We start from the raw sequence: 16,362 nt of genomic DNA on the forward strand, positions 1-16,362 counted from the left end.
CGGCGCCTCGGACGACTCCCAGGACAGTGGCGGGTCCGGCTGTATGTGGGCAGACATCAGCGGCAGTTACTGGTTCGACCGAGAGGCGTTGCTCCGATGGCGATCTACACCTACGGCGGCACCCCGTCCGATGTCCTCACCACCGCGACCGGAGGCGTGTTGCCCGACTGCCCCGTCAACGTCCGTGTCGCCGGCACCGGAGAGTTGATCACGGCCCTGTACGAGGCCGATGGCATCACCCCGATCGGCGCACTGCGCTCCAACCCGGCGAGCCACCCCGCACCGGGGGCGGTCCGCACCTTCAAGATCGACGGCATCGCGGCGATCGAGTACGAGTACCTCGACGCGGCGGGCCGGCCGGTGCGCCGGCACCAGGCCGCGCGTGAGGCCGCGACAAGGGCCCTCGAACACATCCAAGGCACGTTCGACACGACGACCACCCCCGGCCCGCTCGCCGCGGCCCGGTTCGATTCCGCCGGGCAGAGCCTGTTCGATGTGACGGCGTTCGGGGCGAAGGGCGACGGCATCGCCGACGACACCGCACCCATCCAGGCCGCGCTGGACGCCGCGTACAACGCCGGCGGCGGCAGCGTGTTGTTCCCGGGCGGCCGGACGTACAACGTCAACACGTTCATGGTGGTCCGGGCGAACACCACGATCTGGGCCTATGGGGCGTCCATCCGCTCCACACACGCGACCACCGGCGTCCTGCGCAACTTCTACGGCACCGACGTCTTCAACGGGTATGGCGGCCACTCCCACATCAAGATCCTGGGCGGCACCTGGGACTGCAACGCCTACTCCGCGAGCCTGGGCACAGGCATCGTCACCGCCACGACGAACACCATGTGCTTCATCCACTGCGCGGACATCACCGTGCGGGACTGCCGCCTCCTCGACTCGTCGAGCGCTCACGCGCTGGAGTTCAACGCGGTCAACGGCGCTGTGGTGGAGGCCTGCCGCTTCGAGGGCTTCATCGACAACAGCGGCGACGGCTCACGTCGGTCGTCCGAGGCCATCCAGATCGACATCGCCAAGTCGGGCAGCAGCAGCATCGGAGCGTTCGACGGAACACCGGCGGTCGGCATCCGTGTCTCCGGCTGCTGGTTCGGCCCGAGCGCACGTCTGGGCACCTTCGGCCGCGCGATCGGCTCGCACGCCCAGGTCGCCGCCAGGTACTTCGACGACATCGTCATCGAGAACTGCGTGATCGAGGGAGCGCTGGAGAGCGGGATCCGCGGCTGGAACTGGCGCCGCGCGAAGATCCGCGGCAACACCGTCCGCAACACCGCGGCGTCCGGTGTCCACGTGTCGGTCCCGGACCCGGCCGCCGGCACCGTCTACACCACGTACGGCATCACCATCACCGACAACATCATCGAGGGCACGCAGACCGGGTCCGGGATCCGGGTCCTCGGGTACGACACGGCCCCGATCACCGACGTGGTGATCAACAACAACACGATCAGGGGCGCGGCCGCTACCACCGCGAACGGCATCCAGCCGCAGTGCACGCCGGGCGCGGTCGTGTCCGGCAACACCGTGGACGGTGTGCGGTCGACAGGCATCTTCCCGCAGTACTCGGACGGCGTGAACCTGACCGGCAACACACTCACGAACACCTTCTCGAACGCCGTCAACGTCGCCGGGTGCACGGCCGCTTCCGTCACGGACAACGTGGTCGACACCACCGGCTCCAACCACGGCATCGTCATCGGCGGCGGCACCGACGGCCGCGCCGGAGCCGGGGCCCTCGTCGCCGGAAACAGGATCCGCGCGGCCGCCGTCGCCGGAATCCGGTTATCGCAGTCCGGCTGCCACGTCACCGGCAACAAGGTGATGAAGGGCTCCGGCACGACCGTCAACGGGATCTCGCTCACCTCGGCCGCGACCGGCTGCGTGATCACCGACAACGACCTTTCCGGCAACGGCTGGACCGTCGCCGCGGCGCTCCTCACCTCGACGGCGGACCCGGTCGTGACCGCCAAGGGCGGAACCGTCCTGCCGGGATCGAACCTCGTCCACGCCATCGTGTCCAACGGGACGCTCGCCACCGTCGCCGACACGGCCACCGAGACCGCCATCGCCACGGTCACCATCCCCGGCAACGACCCTCAGCCCGGCTCCGCCTACCGGGTCCGGGTGTACGGCACGGCGAGCACCACGGCGACGCCGACGCTCGGCTTCGGCCTGAAGATCGGCGGCACGGTGATCGCCGCACCGGCGACCGTGACGGCCCGATCCGGGGTGTCCGGGAAGGGATGGATGGCCGAGGCCGTCCTGCACTGCATCGGCAACGGCGTCTCCGGCACCTGGGCCGGCGGACTGACGCTCATGCAGCAATACGGCACCGCCTCCGTCGTGACGTCCATGTCCGACGGCGCCGTCACGAACGACACCACAACGGACATGGACGTCGCCGTCACCGCGAAATGGTCCGTGGCCGGCGCGGGCAACACCGCGACGGCGACAGCAGCGGTCATCGAACGGATCGGCTGACCCGACCGTCCTCGGACGGCCCAACGGGTGGCCGGCACCGGTCAGGAATCGAGAAGCGCGAGTCATGAGCCGCGCCTAGCATGATCGTCATGGACATCACCATTCACACGAGCTTCCTCCCGCATGTCGACCCGGACGCCTCCCTGGCCTTCTACCGCGACGTCCTCGGCTTCGAGGTCCGCAGCGACGTCGGACAGGGCACGATGCGCTGGATCACGGTCGGCCCCGTCGGCCAGCCCAGCACGTCCATCCTCCTGGCACCGCCGACCGCCGACCCCGGGGTCACCGACGACGAGCGACGCGTCATCGCCGAGATGATGGCCAAGGGCACCTACGGCTGGATCCTGCTGGCGACCCGGGACCTCGACGGTGTTTTCGAGCAGGTACAGGCCGGGGACGCCGAGGTCGTCCAGGAGCCGACCGAGCAGCCGTACGGCATCCGCGACTGCGCCTTCCGTGATCCGGCGGGCAACATGGTGCGCATCCAGGAGCTTCGCTGAGCCATGCGGCGGTGCCGCGTCCTGGCGCCCCCGGCGTCACCGAGGTCCGCCTCGCGGCAGGACGCGCCTCAGACCGACCCGATGATGAGCTCGTCGGTGACCCACCGTGCGACATCGGCGGGGTAGGGCGCCGGCAGTCCGAGGACGATGTGCCGGAAGCCGGCGTCGATCGCCTCACCGATCGCGTCGCGCGTGACGGTGGGCCGGTCGTAGGAGACGGGCAGGTGGATCGAGCGGGTGACCGAGGCGGGATCGCGGCCGATCTCGGCGCAGTAGCGGTCCAGCAGTGCGCCTCGGCTGACGGCGTCGTCGATGTCGCCGCCCGGGATGTTCCACAGGTCGGCGTGCTCGGCGACCACGCGCAGCGTCGGGGACGAGCGTCCGCCGATGAGGATCGGCGGGTGGGGACGCTGGACGGGTTTGGGATTGCCGAACGCTCCCGTGAGGTGGTGGTACGTGCCGTGGAAGTCGAACGGTTTCTCCTCGGTCCACAACCGCCGGATCACCACGCAGGCTTCGGCGAGACTCCCCACCGCGTGCGCGGAATCGTGGAACGGCAGGCCGTGTGCTTCGTACTCACGGCGGGCCAGGGGATGGCCTGGGCGTGATCCGACGCCGATGCCGAAGTCGAGCCGTCCGCCGGAGACGATGTCGACGGTCGTGGCGATCTTGGCCAGCATCGCGGGTGGCCGGAACCGGTTGCTGGTCACCAGTACGCCGAGCCGCAGTCGTCGGGTGTGGGCGGCGAGGGCCGAGAGCAGCGTCCAGCCCTCGTAGGCCGGTCCGTCCGGGTCACCGCCGATCGGCATGAGGTGATCGAACAGCCACGCGTGCTCGATCTCCGGGATCGTGTCCGCCTCGCGCCAGACCCGCAGGACGTCGTGGTAGTCGACCTGCGAGGGGGCGGTCATGATCCCGAAACGAGGCCGGGGTAGGTGCGACATGGAGCTGTTGGTCCTTTCGGCACCGGCAGCGCCGGATGGGGCGCGCTGCCGAGGTTCCAGCGGGAGACTCGTCCGGTACGGTGCGGGACGTGCTCCGCACCGTCAGCGTCGCCGCAGCGACGGGTCGAGCAGCGCCGGCGGAGTGTCGTGCTTCTCGTGCGCGGCCAGGTCGACACCGGGGGCCACGATCGCGTCGATCGCGTCGAGTACGTCGGCGGGGAGCACCGTGTCCGCGGCGGCGAGTTGCGAGTGCAGATGCTCCAGCGTGCGGGGGCCGATGATCGCGCTGGTCACGGCCGGGTGCGCGGTCACGAATCCCAGCGCGAGCTGGATCAGGGTCAGGCCCGCCTCGTCGGCGACTCCGGCCAGCTGCTCGACGGCGTCGAGCCTGGCCCGGTTGGAGGGGATGGTCGTGTCGAAGCGCTGCGGCATCAACGTGGAGCGACTGGTGGTGATGTCCCGGCCCGCGCGGATCGCGCCCGACAGCCAGCCCGAGGCCAGCGGGCTCCACGCCAGCACACCGAGCCCGTACTCCTCGGTCACGGGCAGTACGTGGGTCTCGATCCCGCGCTGGAGGATCGAGTAGCTGGGCTGTTCGGTGACGTAACGGCCGAGCTGGTTGTCCCGGGCGGCCCACTGGGCTTGCACGAGCCGGTACGCGGGGAACGTCGAGGAGCCGAAGTACCGGATCTTTCCGGCACGTTGGAGGTCGGTCAGAGCCGACAGCGTCTCCTCGTCGCTGGTGCGCGGGTCCCACCGGTGGATCTGGTAGAGATCGACGTGGTCGACACCGAGACGGCGCAGGTTGTTGTCCAGCTCGGTGACCAGCCAGCGGCGCGAACTGCCCTGATGGTTGCGCTCGCCGCCCATCGGCATGCCCGCCTTCGTGGCCAGCACGATGTCGTCGCGGCGGCCGGCGATGGCCTTGCCGACCATCTCCTCCGACTCACCGTCGCTGTACATGTCGGCGGTGTCGATGAGGTTGATCCCGCCCTCGAGAGCGGCATCGACGACAGCGGTGGCCTCGTCCTGGGTGGTGCGCCCGATCGTGCCGAAGTTCATCGCGCCGAGTGCGAGCGAGCTGACCTGCACACCGGTGCGGCCCAAAGTGCGGTACTGCATGACCGTGTTCCTCCATTGCGGGTGAGGCGTGGTGGCCTCAGGTGGTGACACACGCGTGGTGACAACGCGTGGTGTGGTCGTCCGGCCCGTACTCCGGCATCATGAGTAAACGGAACCTTGTTCCGGTACGGACGATACGGAACGCTGTTCCGTTTGGCAAGCGTGACAGCGGAGGGGCGCGCGGTGAACGGGGCGCTCGCCCGCCGGCATCACCGCCTCGCTCGGCGAAGCGTGCGGGCAGGGCGGAGCACGGTCATCGTCATCGGGAGTGTGTCGGCGTCATGCGGCCCGTCAACCGTGACGGGCGGCACGTCGGCGCCGGTCTCGGTGAACCCGGCCGCTTCGAGGGCCTTGGTTCACCGTGCGCGGACGTGGATGAGAGCGTCCTGCGGTGAGGGTGTCAGTTGCCGGTCGGCAGCAGCATCTTGATCGCGGCGACGGCGGCTCGCGGTTCGTCGGCGTGACAGCGGATGGTGTGCACCTCCGTGCGCCGTCCCAACAGGCTTACGGCGGTGACCGGGTGGGCCAGTTCGATGGTGACCGAGGTCTGCGATGCGACGGCCACGGTCAGCACCCCGTCCTCTGTCTTGTTCGCGTCGGGGAACCGGAGATCATGGCGTGCGGACACGATCAGATCGAGAGGTAGGTGAAGGTCGAGCCGTGCTCCGCGTCGTATCCGGAGCCCGCCCGGCCCCACGGTGTGCGGGCGTGTGACGGCGGCGGCGTGCAGCCCCAGTGCGAGCAGCACCGTGTAGAGGTCGACCAGCAGCATGACCAGGTGGACGGCCGGATAGGGGGCGAGCATGATCGACACCCCGATCGTCTCGATCACCAGCACGATCACCAGCCCGTACATCGTGGGTGCTTGAGCGCGCGCATACCCAAGAGCGGTATCCGCGACCCCCACCCCGTTCGTCCGCCGAACCGCCCAGAGTCCGAGGCTCACCATCCAACGCACCTCGTGTGCCGCCAGCCGTCGCGTGCGTGCGATGAGTTCCCCGGTCCCCATACGTCCCAGTGAATCAGAGGAACATCCCCGAATTCTCCCGATAAGCCGAAGAGGAGTCAGGGGCAGGGCGGGCCGGGCCACGGGCCTGAGCGTCGCCGCGTACGGCGCCCACGCCCCGGCGTATGGTGCGCATTGACATTCTGATCGATCACGCAGAGACTCCATCGCATGTATGAGGTCCTGCTGCTCACCCGCGAGCTGTGTGTCGACCTCCTTCGTGTGTCCAGCGCACGCTGTTGACCCTCCAGCCCCTCCCCGTATGGCGTCCGCGACGACGGACGGGACGTCGCTCGTCCTGAGGGGCGAGCGTTCGCGCGGCTGCGTGGCGACGTCCTGACCGGTTCCGGACTCGGCGATTCGCGTCGCCACCCCGACCGCGTGCAGGCGCGGTCCGCCCAGCTCGCCGCCATCGCCGCGGTGTCTGCCGAGCAGAGATCGGAATCATGATGAGTCTGGAATTTCTCTGGTACATCCCCAACACCATCGAACCGGGCCACCGCGGCGACGACACGACGACCGGCTGGGGCTCCATCGAGTACTCCACCGAGCTCGCCCGCACGGCGGAGGCGCACGGCTGGGGCGGAGCGCTCCTGGGTACCGGCTGGGGGCGCCCGGACACCTTCACCGTGGCCACCGCGCTGGCCGCCCGGACCAGCACCTTCAAGCCCTTGATCGCGATCCGCCCCGGCTACTGGCAGCCTGCCCACTTCGCCGCCGCGGCGGCGACACTCGACCAGCTCAGCCGAGGCCGGGTCCTGGTCAACATCGTCAGCGGACTCGACAACCTGGCCGCCTACGGCGACACACGCAGCGACCCCGCGCAGCGGTACGCCCGTACCCAGGAGTTTCTGCACCTCGTACGGCGCCTGTGGACCGAGGAGGACGTGACGTTCGACGGCGAGCACTTCCAGGTCGGCGGATCCACGGTCGCGCCACGCCCGTACGCCACCGATACGAGGACGCATCCGACGCTCTACTTCGGCGGCGCCTCCGAGGCCGCGGAACGGGTGTCGGCGGCGGAGGCGGACGTCCAGCTCTTCTGGGGCGAACCGCTCGACGGCCTCGCCGAACGCATCGGCCGGCTCAAGGAGTTGAGCGAGCGGGTGGGACGCCGGCACAAGCCCCTCGAGTTCGGACTGCGGATCACCACGCTGGTGCGCGACACCACGGAGGAGGCATGGCGGGCGGCCGAGGAGAAGGTCGCGAAGATGGCGGAGGACTCGGGGGAGTCCACCTGGACGGGGAACCGCAGGACCGCCGCCGGACAGCAGCGGCTCTTCGACCTCGCGGCGCGGGGCGAGGTCCTCGACACCTGCCTGTACACCACCCCCGGCAAGGTCGGCGGCGGGGGAGCGGCGACCACCTGGCTGGTCGGCTCAGCCGCCGACGTGGCCACGGCGCTGGACAACTACCGCGCGCTGGGCATCACGCACTTCGTCCTCTCCGACACCCCGTACAAGGAGGAGACCATCCGCATCGGAGACCACCTGCTGCCCAGGCTGCGCTGACCATCGCGAGCGGACGGGCCCGGCCGCCGACTCCAACTCCCCAGCCCACGCCGGGTTCCGGAACCCGCCGTCCGCCTCGATATCTCCAGCCTCATTTCTGGACTTACTGGTCCATTTTTGTCGGCCTCACGTTCAGAACGTCAAACCCGCGCGCGACCTGATCGCGGCGGAGTGCGAGGCGATAGGAGAGTTCCCATGCATGCGATATTCGTACGCGAGTACGGCGGCCCGGAGGTCATGGCCTGGACCGAGTTCCCGGACCCGGAGCCCGGTGCCGGCGAGGCGCTCGTCCGGCTGGGCGCCGCCGGGGTGAACTTCATGGACGTCGGCGTACGAACCGGGCCGCTTCCCGCCTGGTCGCTTCCCACCGTCCTGGGGGTCGAGGGCATGGGCCGGGTAACGGCGGTGGGCGACGGAGTGCGCGACCTGGCCGTGGGCGACCGCGTGGCGTGGTACTACCACAAGGGCAGCTACGCCGAGCTGCTCGCGATCCCGGCGGCCTCCCTGGTGAAGGTCCCGGACGACGTGGACGACGAGACGGCCGCGGCGGTGATGATGCAGGGGCTGACCGCGAGTCACCTCATCACGGACACCTACGCCGTCAAGCCCGGCGATACGGCCGTCGTGCACGCGGCTGCGGGCGGTGTCGGCCTGATGCTCACCCAGATGATCAAGGCACGCGGGGGCACGGTGATCGGCCTGGTCTCCCAGGAAGAGAAAGCCGCCGTCGCGAAAGAGGCCGGGGCCGACCACGTCCTGGTCTCCAGCGGGGGCGGCTTCGAGGAGCGAGTCAGGGAACTGACCGGCGGCGAGGGCGCGCACGTCGTGTACGACGGCGGGGGCCCGGCGACGCTGCGCTCGTCCCATCTGGCGCTGCGCACGCACGGTGTCCACGCGTACTACGGCGTCCTGATGGGCGACATGCTGCTCAATCCGAGGGACATGCCCAACAGCATCCTGATGTCCTATCCGGTGGTCGGCGACCACGTGCGCACCCGTGGCGCGCTCGTCAGGCACTCCGGTGAGATCTTCGATCTGATCCGGACCGGCCGGGTCGCCGCGCGCATCGGAGCGCGCTACGCGCTGGCGGACGCGGCCAGTGCGCACGCCGATATCGAATCGCGCGGCACGACCGGAAAGCTTCTGCTCGTGCCGTGACGGATGTCGGCCTGGCTGCTGCGGGGAATCCGGCGGAGTTCATCGCCGGCCTCCGCGGGACCTTCCGCACGCTTCGCTGAACACCCGCCGCGCGGCAGCCTTTCGCGTCGCCTTCTCCTGGCGTGGGACACGTGGGCCGGCCGGTTGCCGTCAGCGGCCGATCGGGCCGGACCGCAGACGCGTGATCCCGACGTCGAGCGCGGCCCGTAGGTGTGTGGACTGGCCCGTGGACAGCATGATTGACACGCCGCCCTGAATACCCGCCAGCAGCGCGGCCGCGGCCTGCTCCACATCGAGGTCGGCTCCGACCAGACCCCGGTCCCGCAGCGCGCGGATCCCCGCGGCGAGGTACTGCTGCCACTGGCGCATCAATTCGACCACTATCGCCCTGGCTCCGGGATTCGAGCGGCCGATCTGAAGGAACAGCGACCCCAGCGGGCACTGGTCGCCTTGCGCCTCGTAACGCTCGACGACCGCGTCCCGCCATCGGTACCAGGTCTCCCAGGAGTCCAGGCAGCCCAGATAGGGCTGCTGGTCGTCCAGGACCCGGTCCGCCTCGTACCGCGCCACCGCCAGCAGCAATTGGTCCTTGCCGTCGGGAAAATAGTGGAACAGCTGGCTCTTGCTCGTGCCCGTCCGCGCCCGTATGTCATCCAACGTCGCGAGCGCCACACCGCGCTCGCGCAGCACCTGGGCGGCGCCCTCGATGATGCGCGCCCGGGTGGCCTGCCCCTTCGGCGTCAGCACGGCGTCCATCGACCCACCTCAACACACTGGACCAGTCGGTCCACTGTAACGGAGGGCCGATCCGCCCGGACCGTGACCGGCGGGGCGGGCACGCTGATGACGGGGCGCGGAGAACGGCCGTTCCGGAGCGGGAGCGCCGTCGGCTCGGTCGATGGCGCGCAACTCGTCGAGGCTGTCGGCGAGGGTGCGGCCCGCCAGTGCGCCGAGGACGGCCACCTCGGTCTCGTCGGTGAGCCTCGCGAAGTACTCGGCGGAGTGGTTGGTGACCAGGCACTCCCGGGGCCCCTCGGGCCGGGGGGCCCACAGCGGCTTGTCGCCGACGGATGAGCGGTAGACCTCTCCCAGTGTGATCCGGTCCGCGGGCCGTCCGAGGCGGACACCTCCGCTGCGGCCCCTGATGGACGCGACGAGAGCGTCCTGTACCAGCGGGACCATCAGTTTGCGTACCAGGCTCGGGTTCGTGTTCAGACTCCTGGCGAGCTGGGTCGAGCTGAGGACGGGGCTGCCCTCTTCCTCGGCATGGCCCAGCAGGAGCATGGCCTTCAGCGCACTGGAGAACCTTACGTCCAGCATGCTCGTACCCCTCTCGTCCGCCGCTTGGCCGGGTGGCTCCCGACGCCTCCATATTAGCAACTCTTACAGTTGCATTTCCGTCCAAGGATATGTACTTTTCACGCGTACGGATTGAGCTCATCGAGGTGCCCGCCCGCGGAGCAAGCGACCGGTCGTGGTCGTGTGCCTGCCGCACGAGCCCGGACACCGACAGGCACCACCGAGAGAACCGGAGAACGTCATGAGCACAGAAGACGAGATCAGAGAGATCGTCTCCCGGTACACCCGGGCTGCGGACTGGCGCGACGGCGACACACTGTCAAAGCTCTTCGAGACCGACGCCGCCGTCGAGATCCACTACCGCGGGCCCGACGGGATGGAGTTGCTGGGAACCCTCTCCGGAGGGGCGCAGATCGCAACGGCCATGTCCACGGCCATGGCGCCGCACCCGCCCCTGGGCTGGAGCCACCACACCACCTACGACCATCTGGTCTCCGTCGACGGCGACGAGGCCGGCATCGATACCCAGTTCATCACCTTCGACGTCTCCGCAACCAGCAAGCCCGAGGGCGGGTGGCCCGCCGGCACCTTCGGCGCCCGAGGCACCATCAAGCCCATCGAGTCCGGCTACTACCGCTTCGCCTTCCGCCGAACCGACGGCGTCTGGCGCGTCCGTCACCTGGACGTCATACACGACATCCCCTATGTCTTCTGATCACCCGGCGGCGCCGCATCGTCGAACTGACACAAACGCTGGGCACGTTACGATCAATTCGTACGTAGCCGGCATCAAGTGCGTTGCTCCCCTGGCAGGAGAGATGAATGGCCACCACGGCGAAGCCCGCGCGCCGGATCGAGCCCGGCACGTACGAGGCGTACATGCGCGACTGTCCTGCGGTGGCTTTGCTCTCGACGATCAGCAACCGGTGGGTCAGCCTGACGATGTGCACCCTCGGGTCATACGGCGACGCGATGCGGTACAGCCACATCAGCCGCGAAATCCCGGGCGTCAGCCAGAAGATGCTCACCCGGACCCTGCGCATGCTGGAGCGCGACGGCATAGTGAAGCGGACGGTCACACCGACTGTGCCGGTACGCGTCGACTACGAGTTGACCCCGCTCGGGCAAGGGCTCTACGGCCTGCTGTCCCAGGTGCGCGACTGGGCCGTGGACAAGACCGACGAGGTCGACGAGGCCCGCGCACGCTACGACAGCCGCCAGAGCGACGAGTAACGACAACTGAAGTCCCCGTGCGGGGCCGTATGCCTGCGTCCGGAGAATGGCGTAACGCACTTCAAAGTGCCTCCTTACGAACCGACCGGAACCTTCCTAGTGTTCGTAGCGCTCCTGGCGTTCGAAATTGCAAAGGGAAGAGCGAAGATCATGCGCGCAGCAGTCGTCAAGAAGACCGGTGGACCCGAGGCCGTCGAGGTCGTGGAGGTCCCCCTCCCGGAACCAGGTCCCTTCGAGGTCCGTATCAAGGTCGCGGCCGCCGCGCTCAATCCCGCTGACGCCGCTGTGTGGGCCGGGGTCTTCAGGCCGTTGGAGGACGTCGGATACACCGGTCTCGGTCTGGACGCGGCCGGGACGGTCGACGCGGTCGGCCAGGGTGTCTCCCTGAAGGGCGGAACCCCGGTGATCGCATTCGACGCCCCTGTACTGCGCCCCACGAAGGCTCAGGCCGAATACCTCGTGACCGACGTCAACTCCATCGCCCCCGCCCCGGAGGGTATGGACCTGACACTGGCGGCGACGATCCCGCTCAACGCGATGACCGCCTCACTGGCCCTGGACAACTTCCCGCTACGCCCCCGCGACACGCTGCTTGTCACAGGCGCCGCCGGAGCGGTGGGCGGCTACGCCGTCGAGCTGGCCCGAACCCGGGGCGTGCGCATCATCGCTCAAGGGCGGCCCGAGGACGAGGAGTTCCTCCACGGTCGTGGCGCCACCTGGTTCGCATCACGCGACGAGAACCTGAGCGAGGCGGTGCGCCGGTTCGTACCGGAGGGCGTGGACGGCGTACTCGACGCGGCGGCACTGGGCGCCCCTGCGCTGGCGGCTGTCCGCGACGGCGGCATCTTCGTGAGCGTGAGGGGCGACGTGCTGCCGGCCTCGGAGCGGAGCGTGGTGGTGCGGCTCACCACCGCAGGTCCCGACTCGACCCGTCTCTCCTACCTCTCCGCGCTCGCCGAGGTCGGCGTGCTGACGCCGCGCGTGGCGCAGACCTACCCGCTGTCGCAGGCCGCCGACGCCCACGCCCGGCTCACCCGGGGCGGCCGGCGCGGCCGGATCGTGCTCGTGCCATGAACGCAGGCACCGACGGCACCGGCCGGAAGCCACCGGAGTACCGGGCCGCCGGTTCCGGTCAGGACAGGGCGGACGGCTTCCGGGGAGGGGGCAGCCGGTTCAGGATTTCCCACAGGGGCCGGGATCCCGCGGCCCATTCGCCCAGCAGATGCCGGTCGACGAGGTGGAGACGCTGGGACTTCGCGTACGGCGGACACTTCGAGCTGAAGCGGCCGTTCGTGACGAGGACGATGACGTCGCCGCCGTGGAGCTGGCGGCCCGTGCCGTTGAGGACATGGAGGTCGGGGGTGCCGATCGCGGACCCGGACCAGCCGGCCCGGCGGTGTTTGCACTGGATGACCCAGCGGCGCCCGAGCGGATCGGTGGCCTTCACGTCCGCTCCGTTGTCGCCGCGGCCGCCCACCTGGACCGCGTCGCGGCAGCCGTCCCGCTTCATCAGATCCCGCACCGCGTACTCGAACTCCCGGTGGCCCAGGGCGTCCAGCTGCGCGAGCTGATAGCGAAGCCCCTGCTCCTTCACCCGCGCCCACCGCGCGTGCTGCCCTCGCCAGTGCACCCAGGCCACCGCGGCTCCGGCCGCCGGCACGCCCAGGACCACCAGCACCCACCAATGCGCCGCCAGCCACTGCAACACCGCCACCGCGACCGACACCCCTGCCACCACGATGAGCAGCAGTCCGACGCCTTCGATCCGCGCGGCCTGCTTCCCGCGCAACCGACGCCCCGCCGCCCTGCCGCGTCGCGCCGCCGGACGGCGCCGGGCGGGTGGCCTGTGCCGGGTCACCGGCCCGCCCCGGGACCGCCCGTGACGCCCGTACCTCCGGCCGACCCATCACGTAAGCAGGCCGGCCTCGGCAACATGGCTGCCCGCAGTACCCAGTCCGCGAACTGTCGGCCTCCTGAGACCTGGAGGCCACTGCGCTTCACTCGGACGTCAGTCCACATAACTCTCCCCTTGAACGGACCGGCGCTCCCCGCGCCGGCGAACATCCAAGCACTCGATGCGGACAATCCGCGACCGACTGATCGCATAGTGCTACGCGAGTGGTGGGTGGGACTGTGGAGGCGCTCCGTCGTGCGCACGGCATCGCGGAGCTGGCCCGGGACTGGGGAGTCCAGGTGGAGCTTCATCGCTTCGGCGCACCCGAGCGGTAGGTTCCCCGCGTCCGGAGCGCCGTGCTGCACGGGCCAAGTCCTCCCTCTTCGGCCACCATTCCCCCGTGCACCGCCCCACGTGCACCGCCACGTGCTCCTACGCCGATTCCGGCCGTGGGCGCCATGTGCCGTCGAGCGGAATGCCGGCGGCCGCCGCGATCCGGTCGCGTGATGCGATCAGTCGGGTCCTCAACGCCGCCACGTCCACGCCCACCAGCACGCCGTCGCGTTTGACGACGCGGCCGGCGACGAGGACGGTGTCCACCAGGCCGGGATGGCCGGCGCTGACGAGGGTGGCGACCGGGTCGGTGACCGGGAACACGGTCAGGTCGTCGGCGCGCAGAAGGATGACGTCGGCGTCCTTGCCGGGCGTGATACTGCCGGTCCGGGCGTCGAGCCCGCACGACCGGGCGGCATCGACGGTGGCGAACTCCAGCAGGTCCCGGGAGCGCAGGCCGCCGTCCAGGCCGCGCTGCACGGCGAAGGCGGTACGCATCGTGGAGAACATGTCCCCGCCGGCCGACGGGACGTCGTCGACGGACAGCGTCGGGCGCAGGCCGGCGGCCAACGCCCGGCCGGTCATCGGCGATCCGAACCCCATCTTCAGCTCGACGTCCGGGCTGATCGACAGCGAACTGCCCGCGTCGGCGAGCATCCGCAGCTCTTCGTCGCTGACCCCGTTGGCGTGCACGAACGTGGTGGTGTCCCGCAGCAGACCGTGCTCGCGCAGACCGGCGACCGGGCGCCGCGTCCCGCCTGCGTCGACATGCAGGCTGGTGCGCAGGCCGAGTTCGGCCGCCAGCTCCAGCTCCCGGGCGACGGTGCCCATGCTGGTGTCCTCGGGTCCGCGCAGCCCCAGTGCCATGGTGACGAGGCCGTCCCCGGCCAGGTCGGAGCGGACGCGGCGGATCTCGTCGTCGACGGGGCCGGGGGTGCCCCATCCGGCGCCGAGGCAGAAGACCGACCGTCCCGGCGCGTCCCGCAGGGCGGCAACGGCGGCGTCCTCGTGTTCGTGGCTCCGCGCGACGTGGTACCAGTCCAGCATCGTGGTCACGCCGGAGTGCAGGGCCTCCAGGCGGCCGAGCAGGGTGCCCGTATAGACGTCCTCGGGCTGGTAGTGGGGTTTGACCGTGCCGTGCATGGCCACCGCCCACTCGGGGAACGTCCAGTCGGCGCCGACGCCCCGGAACGCGGTCTGCCAGGTGTGGCGGTGGTTGTCGACGAAGCCGGGCATGACGATCCGGTCGGTCGCGTCGATCACCTCGGCGTCCGGCGCGTCGACGCGTTCGGCCACCTCGACGATCACGCCGTCCTCGATCAGCACGTCACCGCGGTCGAGATCGCCGACGGCCGGGTCCATGCTGACCACGGTTCCGCCAGTGAGCAGGGTCTTCATCGGATGAACTCCTTCACAGAGGCTTTCGGATTGTTCACGATCATGTGGTGGCGGCCCACGGCTCTGCCGGCGGCCGTGCGGATCATCCGCGGGCGCTCACCAGGCGTGCGAGGGTGTCGCCGCCGCAGCGCGAACGGTCGCTCAGGTGGTCGTGGCTCCGGCGAGCAGCGCGTCGGCCGCGGCGAGCGCGTCGGCGACCAAGTCGGCCGTGTCCTCCGTGCCCGCGGCCAGCCGGACCAGGCCCGGCGGAACCGATTCCGCGATCTGTTCCTCGCTGAGCATCCCGCGCCACATGGACGCCGGATGCACGGCCAGCGATTCCATGCCGCCGAGGCTGGCCGACCGGCGGGGGTACCGCAGCCGGCCGAGGAAGGCGTCCGCCTTCTCGAAACCACCGGCGAACTCGATACCGAGCACCCCGCCGAAACCGCTCATCTGGTCGGCGGCCAGCGTGTGCTGCGGGTGGGTCGCCAGACCGGGATAGTGCACCGTCGTGACCGCCGGATGTCCGTCCAGCGCCTCCGCGAGCGCCAGGCCGTTGGCGTTGTGACGCGGCACCCGCAGCGGCAGGGTGCGCATGCCGCGCAGCAGCAGCCACGCGTCGATCGGTCCGAGCGTGGCCCCGGTGAGCAGGCCGACGTCCCAGATCCGGTCCAGGAGCTCCGCCGGACCGGCCAGCACTCCGGCGGAGACGTCCGCATGGCCGTTGAGGTACTTGGTCGCGCTGTGCCAGACCAGATCGATGCCGAAGTCCGCCGGTCGCTGATTCAGTGGAGTGGCGAAGGTGTTGTCCGCCATGGTCAGCACGTTGTGCGCGCGGGCCAGGTCCGCGACGGCGCGCAGGTCGGTGATCTGCAACAGCGGATTGCTCGGGGATTCCATCAGGATCAGGCGGGTCCGCGGGGTCAGTGCCTTCGCGAACGCCTCCGGGTCCGTCTGGTCCACCAGGGTGGTCGATACGCCGAGGCGCGGCAGCAGGTTCAGCAGCACCGACGCCGTGCCCCCGTAGGTGGACTTCTGCCCGATGACGTGATCACCGGCGGACACCAGGGCCAGCGCGGCCGTGGTGAGCGCGGCCATCCCGGACGCGGTGACCATGGCCGCCTCGGTGTTCTCCAGTTCGGCGACGACGGCGGCGACCTGTGCGTGGTTCGGGTTGCCGAACCGGGTGTAGAAGTCCTTGCCCCGCGGGTCGACGGCGGCCTGCGCGAACGTCTCCGCGTCCTCGGCCGAGAACGCCGCCGTCTGGTAGATGGGCGGTGCCACGGCACGGCTCGGATGGACTTCGCGATCTGCGTGAACGGTGATGGTGCTCTTGCCCGGCATGGCTGCCCTCCGTGGACCGTCGGTGTGACTCCATGAAGCGTGGCCGACCGGCGCTCCGATGTGACCGGATCTCGGCAATTTTGGCAGCACATTGCGCACAGAGCAGGCGCACGATTGTGGTAGACGAGCTCTGGGAGCA

At 69.8% G+C, this 16,362-nt stretch carries 15 protein-coding genes; 7 read left to right on the forward strand and 8 right to left on the reverse strand.

What is annotated here, in order from left to right:
* The first annotated feature begins 96 nt into the window (after positions 1-96).
* Both CU044_RS01530 and CU044_RS01535 read left to right on the forward strand, forming a co-directional pair.
* Complete coding sequence (locus tag CU044_RS01530) at positions 97-2,499, forward strand: right-handed parallel beta-helix repeat-containing protein (protein ID WP_129766522.1); 2,403 nt, start codon at positions 97-99, stop codon at positions 2,497-2,499.
* 89 nt (positions 2,500-2,588) lie between these two features.
* Positions 2,589-2,999, forward strand: coding sequence for a VOC family protein (locus tag CU044_RS01535; RefSeq protein ID WP_129766524.1), 411 nt, complete (start codon positions 2,589-2,591; stop codon positions 2,997-2,999).
* A gap of 68 nt (positions 3,000-3,067) precedes the next feature.
* Here CU044_RS01535 and CU044_RS01540 read toward each other — a convergent pair whose 3' ends face one another.
* From CU044_RS01540 to CU044_RS01550, 3 genes are all read right to left on the reverse strand, one after another.
* A complete protein-coding gene (locus tag CU044_RS01540; RefSeq protein WP_129766526.1) occupies positions 3,068-3,943 on the reverse strand; it encodes an LLM class flavin-dependent oxidoreductase in 876 nt (291 codons plus the stop codon).
* A gap of 102 nt (positions 3,944-4,045) precedes the next feature.
* Complete coding sequence (locus tag CU044_RS01545) at positions 4,046-5,065, reverse strand: aldo/keto reductase (RefSeq protein ID WP_129766528.1); 1,020 nt, start codon at positions 5,063-5,065, stop codon at positions 4,046-4,048.
* A 400-nt stretch (positions 5,066-5,465) separates the two neighbouring features.
* Positions 5,466-5,921, reverse strand: coding sequence for a hypothetical protein (locus tag CU044_RS01550; RefSeq protein WP_240045261.1), 456 nt, complete (start codon positions 5,919-5,921; stop codon positions 5,466-5,468).
* Between the two features lie 596 nt (positions 5,922-6,517).
* Between CU044_RS01550 and CU044_RS01555 the strand changes: the two genes are divergently transcribed.
* Both CU044_RS01555 and CU044_RS01560 read left to right on the forward strand, forming a co-directional pair.
* Positions 6,518-7,582: an LLM class flavin-dependent oxidoreductase gene (locus CU044_RS01555; protein ID WP_240045262.1), complete on the forward strand. Its 1,065-nt coding sequence runs from the start codon at positions 6,518-6,520 to the stop codon at positions 7,580-7,582.
* A 195-nt stretch (positions 7,583-7,777) separates the two neighbouring features.
* Positions 7,778-8,740, forward strand: a complete 963-nt coding sequence (locus CU044_RS01560; RefSeq protein WP_129766532.1) for a quinone oxidoreductase — start codon at positions 7,778-7,780, stop codon at positions 8,738-8,740.
* Between the two features lie 150 nt (positions 8,741-8,890).
* Here CU044_RS01560 and CU044_RS01565 read toward each other — a convergent pair whose 3' ends face one another.
* Together CU044_RS01565 and CU044_RS01570 are read right to left on the reverse strand one after the other, a co-directional pair.
* Positions 8,891-9,496, reverse strand: coding sequence for a TetR/AcrR family transcriptional regulator (locus CU044_RS01565; protein WP_129766534.1), 606 nt, complete (start codon positions 9,494-9,496; stop codon positions 8,891-8,893).
* A gap of 9 nt (positions 9,497-9,505) precedes the next feature.
* Complete coding sequence (locus tag CU044_RS01570; protein ID WP_240045263.1) at positions 9,506-10,060, reverse strand: Rrf2 family transcriptional regulator; 555 nt, start codon at positions 10,058-10,060, stop codon at positions 9,506-9,508.
* Between the two features lie 220 nt (positions 10,061-10,280).
* On the opposite strand from CU044_RS01570, the gene CU044_RS01575 reads away from it, so the two are divergent.
* From CU044_RS01575 to CU044_RS01585, 3 genes are all read left to right on the forward strand, one after another.
* A complete protein-coding gene (locus tag CU044_RS01575; protein ID WP_129766536.1) occupies positions 10,281-10,754 on the forward strand; it encodes a nuclear transport factor 2 family protein in 474 nt (157 codons plus the stop codon).
* Between the two features lie 107 nt (positions 10,755-10,861).
* On the forward strand, positions 10,862-11,272 hold the full coding sequence (locus CU044_RS01580; RefSeq protein ID WP_129766538.1) for a helix-turn-helix domain-containing protein: 411 nt from the start codon (positions 10,862-10,864) through the stop codon (positions 11,270-11,272).
* Between the two features lie 150 nt (positions 11,273-11,422).
* Positions 11,423-12,346 (forward strand): zinc-binding dehydrogenase, encoded by a 924-nt coding sequence (locus CU044_RS01585; RefSeq protein ID WP_129766540.1) that lies wholly within the window; start codon positions 11,423-11,425, stop codon positions 12,344-12,346.
* Positions 12,347-12,404: 58 nt separating this feature from the next.
* Here CU044_RS01585 and CU044_RS01590 read toward each other — a convergent pair whose 3' ends face one another.
* The 3 genes from CU044_RS01590 to CU044_RS01600 all read right to left on the reverse strand — a co-directional run bounded on the left by CU044_RS01590 (position 12,405) and on the right by CU044_RS01600 (position 16,223).
* Positions 12,405-13,061 (reverse strand): restriction endonuclease, encoded by a 657-nt coding sequence (locus tag CU044_RS01590; protein WP_129766542.1) that lies wholly within the window; start codon positions 13,059-13,061, stop codon positions 12,405-12,407.
* Positions 13,062-13,598: 537 nt separating this feature from the next.
* Positions 13,599-14,897 (reverse strand): amidohydrolase family protein, encoded by a 1,299-nt coding sequence (locus CU044_RS01595; RefSeq protein WP_129766544.1) that lies wholly within the window; start codon positions 14,895-14,897, stop codon positions 13,599-13,601.
* A 141-nt stretch (positions 14,898-15,038) separates the two neighbouring features.
* Positions 15,039-16,223, reverse strand: a complete 1,185-nt coding sequence (locus CU044_RS01600; RefSeq protein WP_129766546.1) for an aminotransferase class I/II-fold pyridoxal phosphate-dependent enzyme — start codon at positions 16,221-16,223, stop codon at positions 15,039-15,041.
* Positions 16,224-16,362 lie beyond the last annotated feature (139 nt).

Source organism: Streptomyces sp. L-9-10, from assembly GCF_004151105.1.
Classification (GTDB): Bacteria; Actinomycetota; Actinomycetes; order Streptomycetales; family Streptomycetaceae; genus Streptomyces.

Coding starts and splice junctions, on each gene's coding strand:
- CU044_RS01600 (WP_129766546.1), bottom strand. CDS start 16,223: ATGCCGGGCAAGAGCACCATCACCGTTCACGCAGATCGCGAAGTCCAT.
- CU044_RS01535 (WP_129766524.1), top strand. CDS start 2,589: ATGGACATCACCATTCACACGAGCTTCCTCCCGCATGTCGACCCGGAC.
- CU044_RS01565 (WP_129766534.1), bottom strand. CDS start 9,496: ATGGACGCCGTGCTGACGCCGAAGGGGCAGGCCACCCGGGCGCGCATC.
- CU044_RS01580 (WP_129766538.1), top strand. CDS start 10,862: ATGGCCACCACGGCGAAGCCCGCGCGCCGGATCGAGCCCGGCACGTAC.
- CU044_RS01560 (WP_129766532.1), top strand. CDS start 7,778: ATGCATGCGATATTCGTACGCGAGTACGGCGGCCCGGAGGTCATGGCC.
- CU044_RS01595 (WP_129766544.1), bottom strand. CDS start 14,897: ATGAAGACCCTGCTCACTGGCGGAACCGTGGTCAGCATGGACCCGGCC.
- CU044_RS01530 (WP_129766522.1), top strand. CDS start 97: ATGGCGATCTACACCTACGGCGGCACCCCGTCCGATGTCCTCACCACC.
- CU044_RS01540 (WP_129766526.1), bottom strand. CDS start 3,943: ATGTCGCACCTACCCCGGCCTCGTTTCGGGATCATGACCGCCCCCTCG.
- CU044_RS01550 (WP_240045261.1), bottom strand. CDS start 5,921: ATGTACGGGCTGGTGATCGTGCTGGTGATCGAGACGATCGGGGTGTCG.
- CU044_RS01575 (WP_129766536.1), top strand. CDS start 10,281: ATGAGCACAGAAGACGAGATCAGAGAGATCGTCTCCCGGTACACCCGG.
- CU044_RS01570 (WP_240045263.1), bottom strand. CDS start 10,060: ATGCTGGACGTAAGGTTCTCCAGTGCGCTGAAGGCCATGCTCCTGCTG.
- CU044_RS01555 (WP_240045262.1), top strand. CDS start 6,518: ATGATGAGTCTGGAATTTCTCTGGTACATCCCCAACACCATCGAACCG.
- CU044_RS01585 (WP_129766540.1), top strand. CDS start 11,423: ATGCGCGCAGCAGTCGTCAAGAAGACCGGTGGACCCGAGGCCGTCGAG.
- CU044_RS01545 (WP_129766528.1), bottom strand. CDS start 5,065: ATGCAGTACCGCACTTTGGGCCGCACCGGTGTGCAGGTCAGCTCGCTC.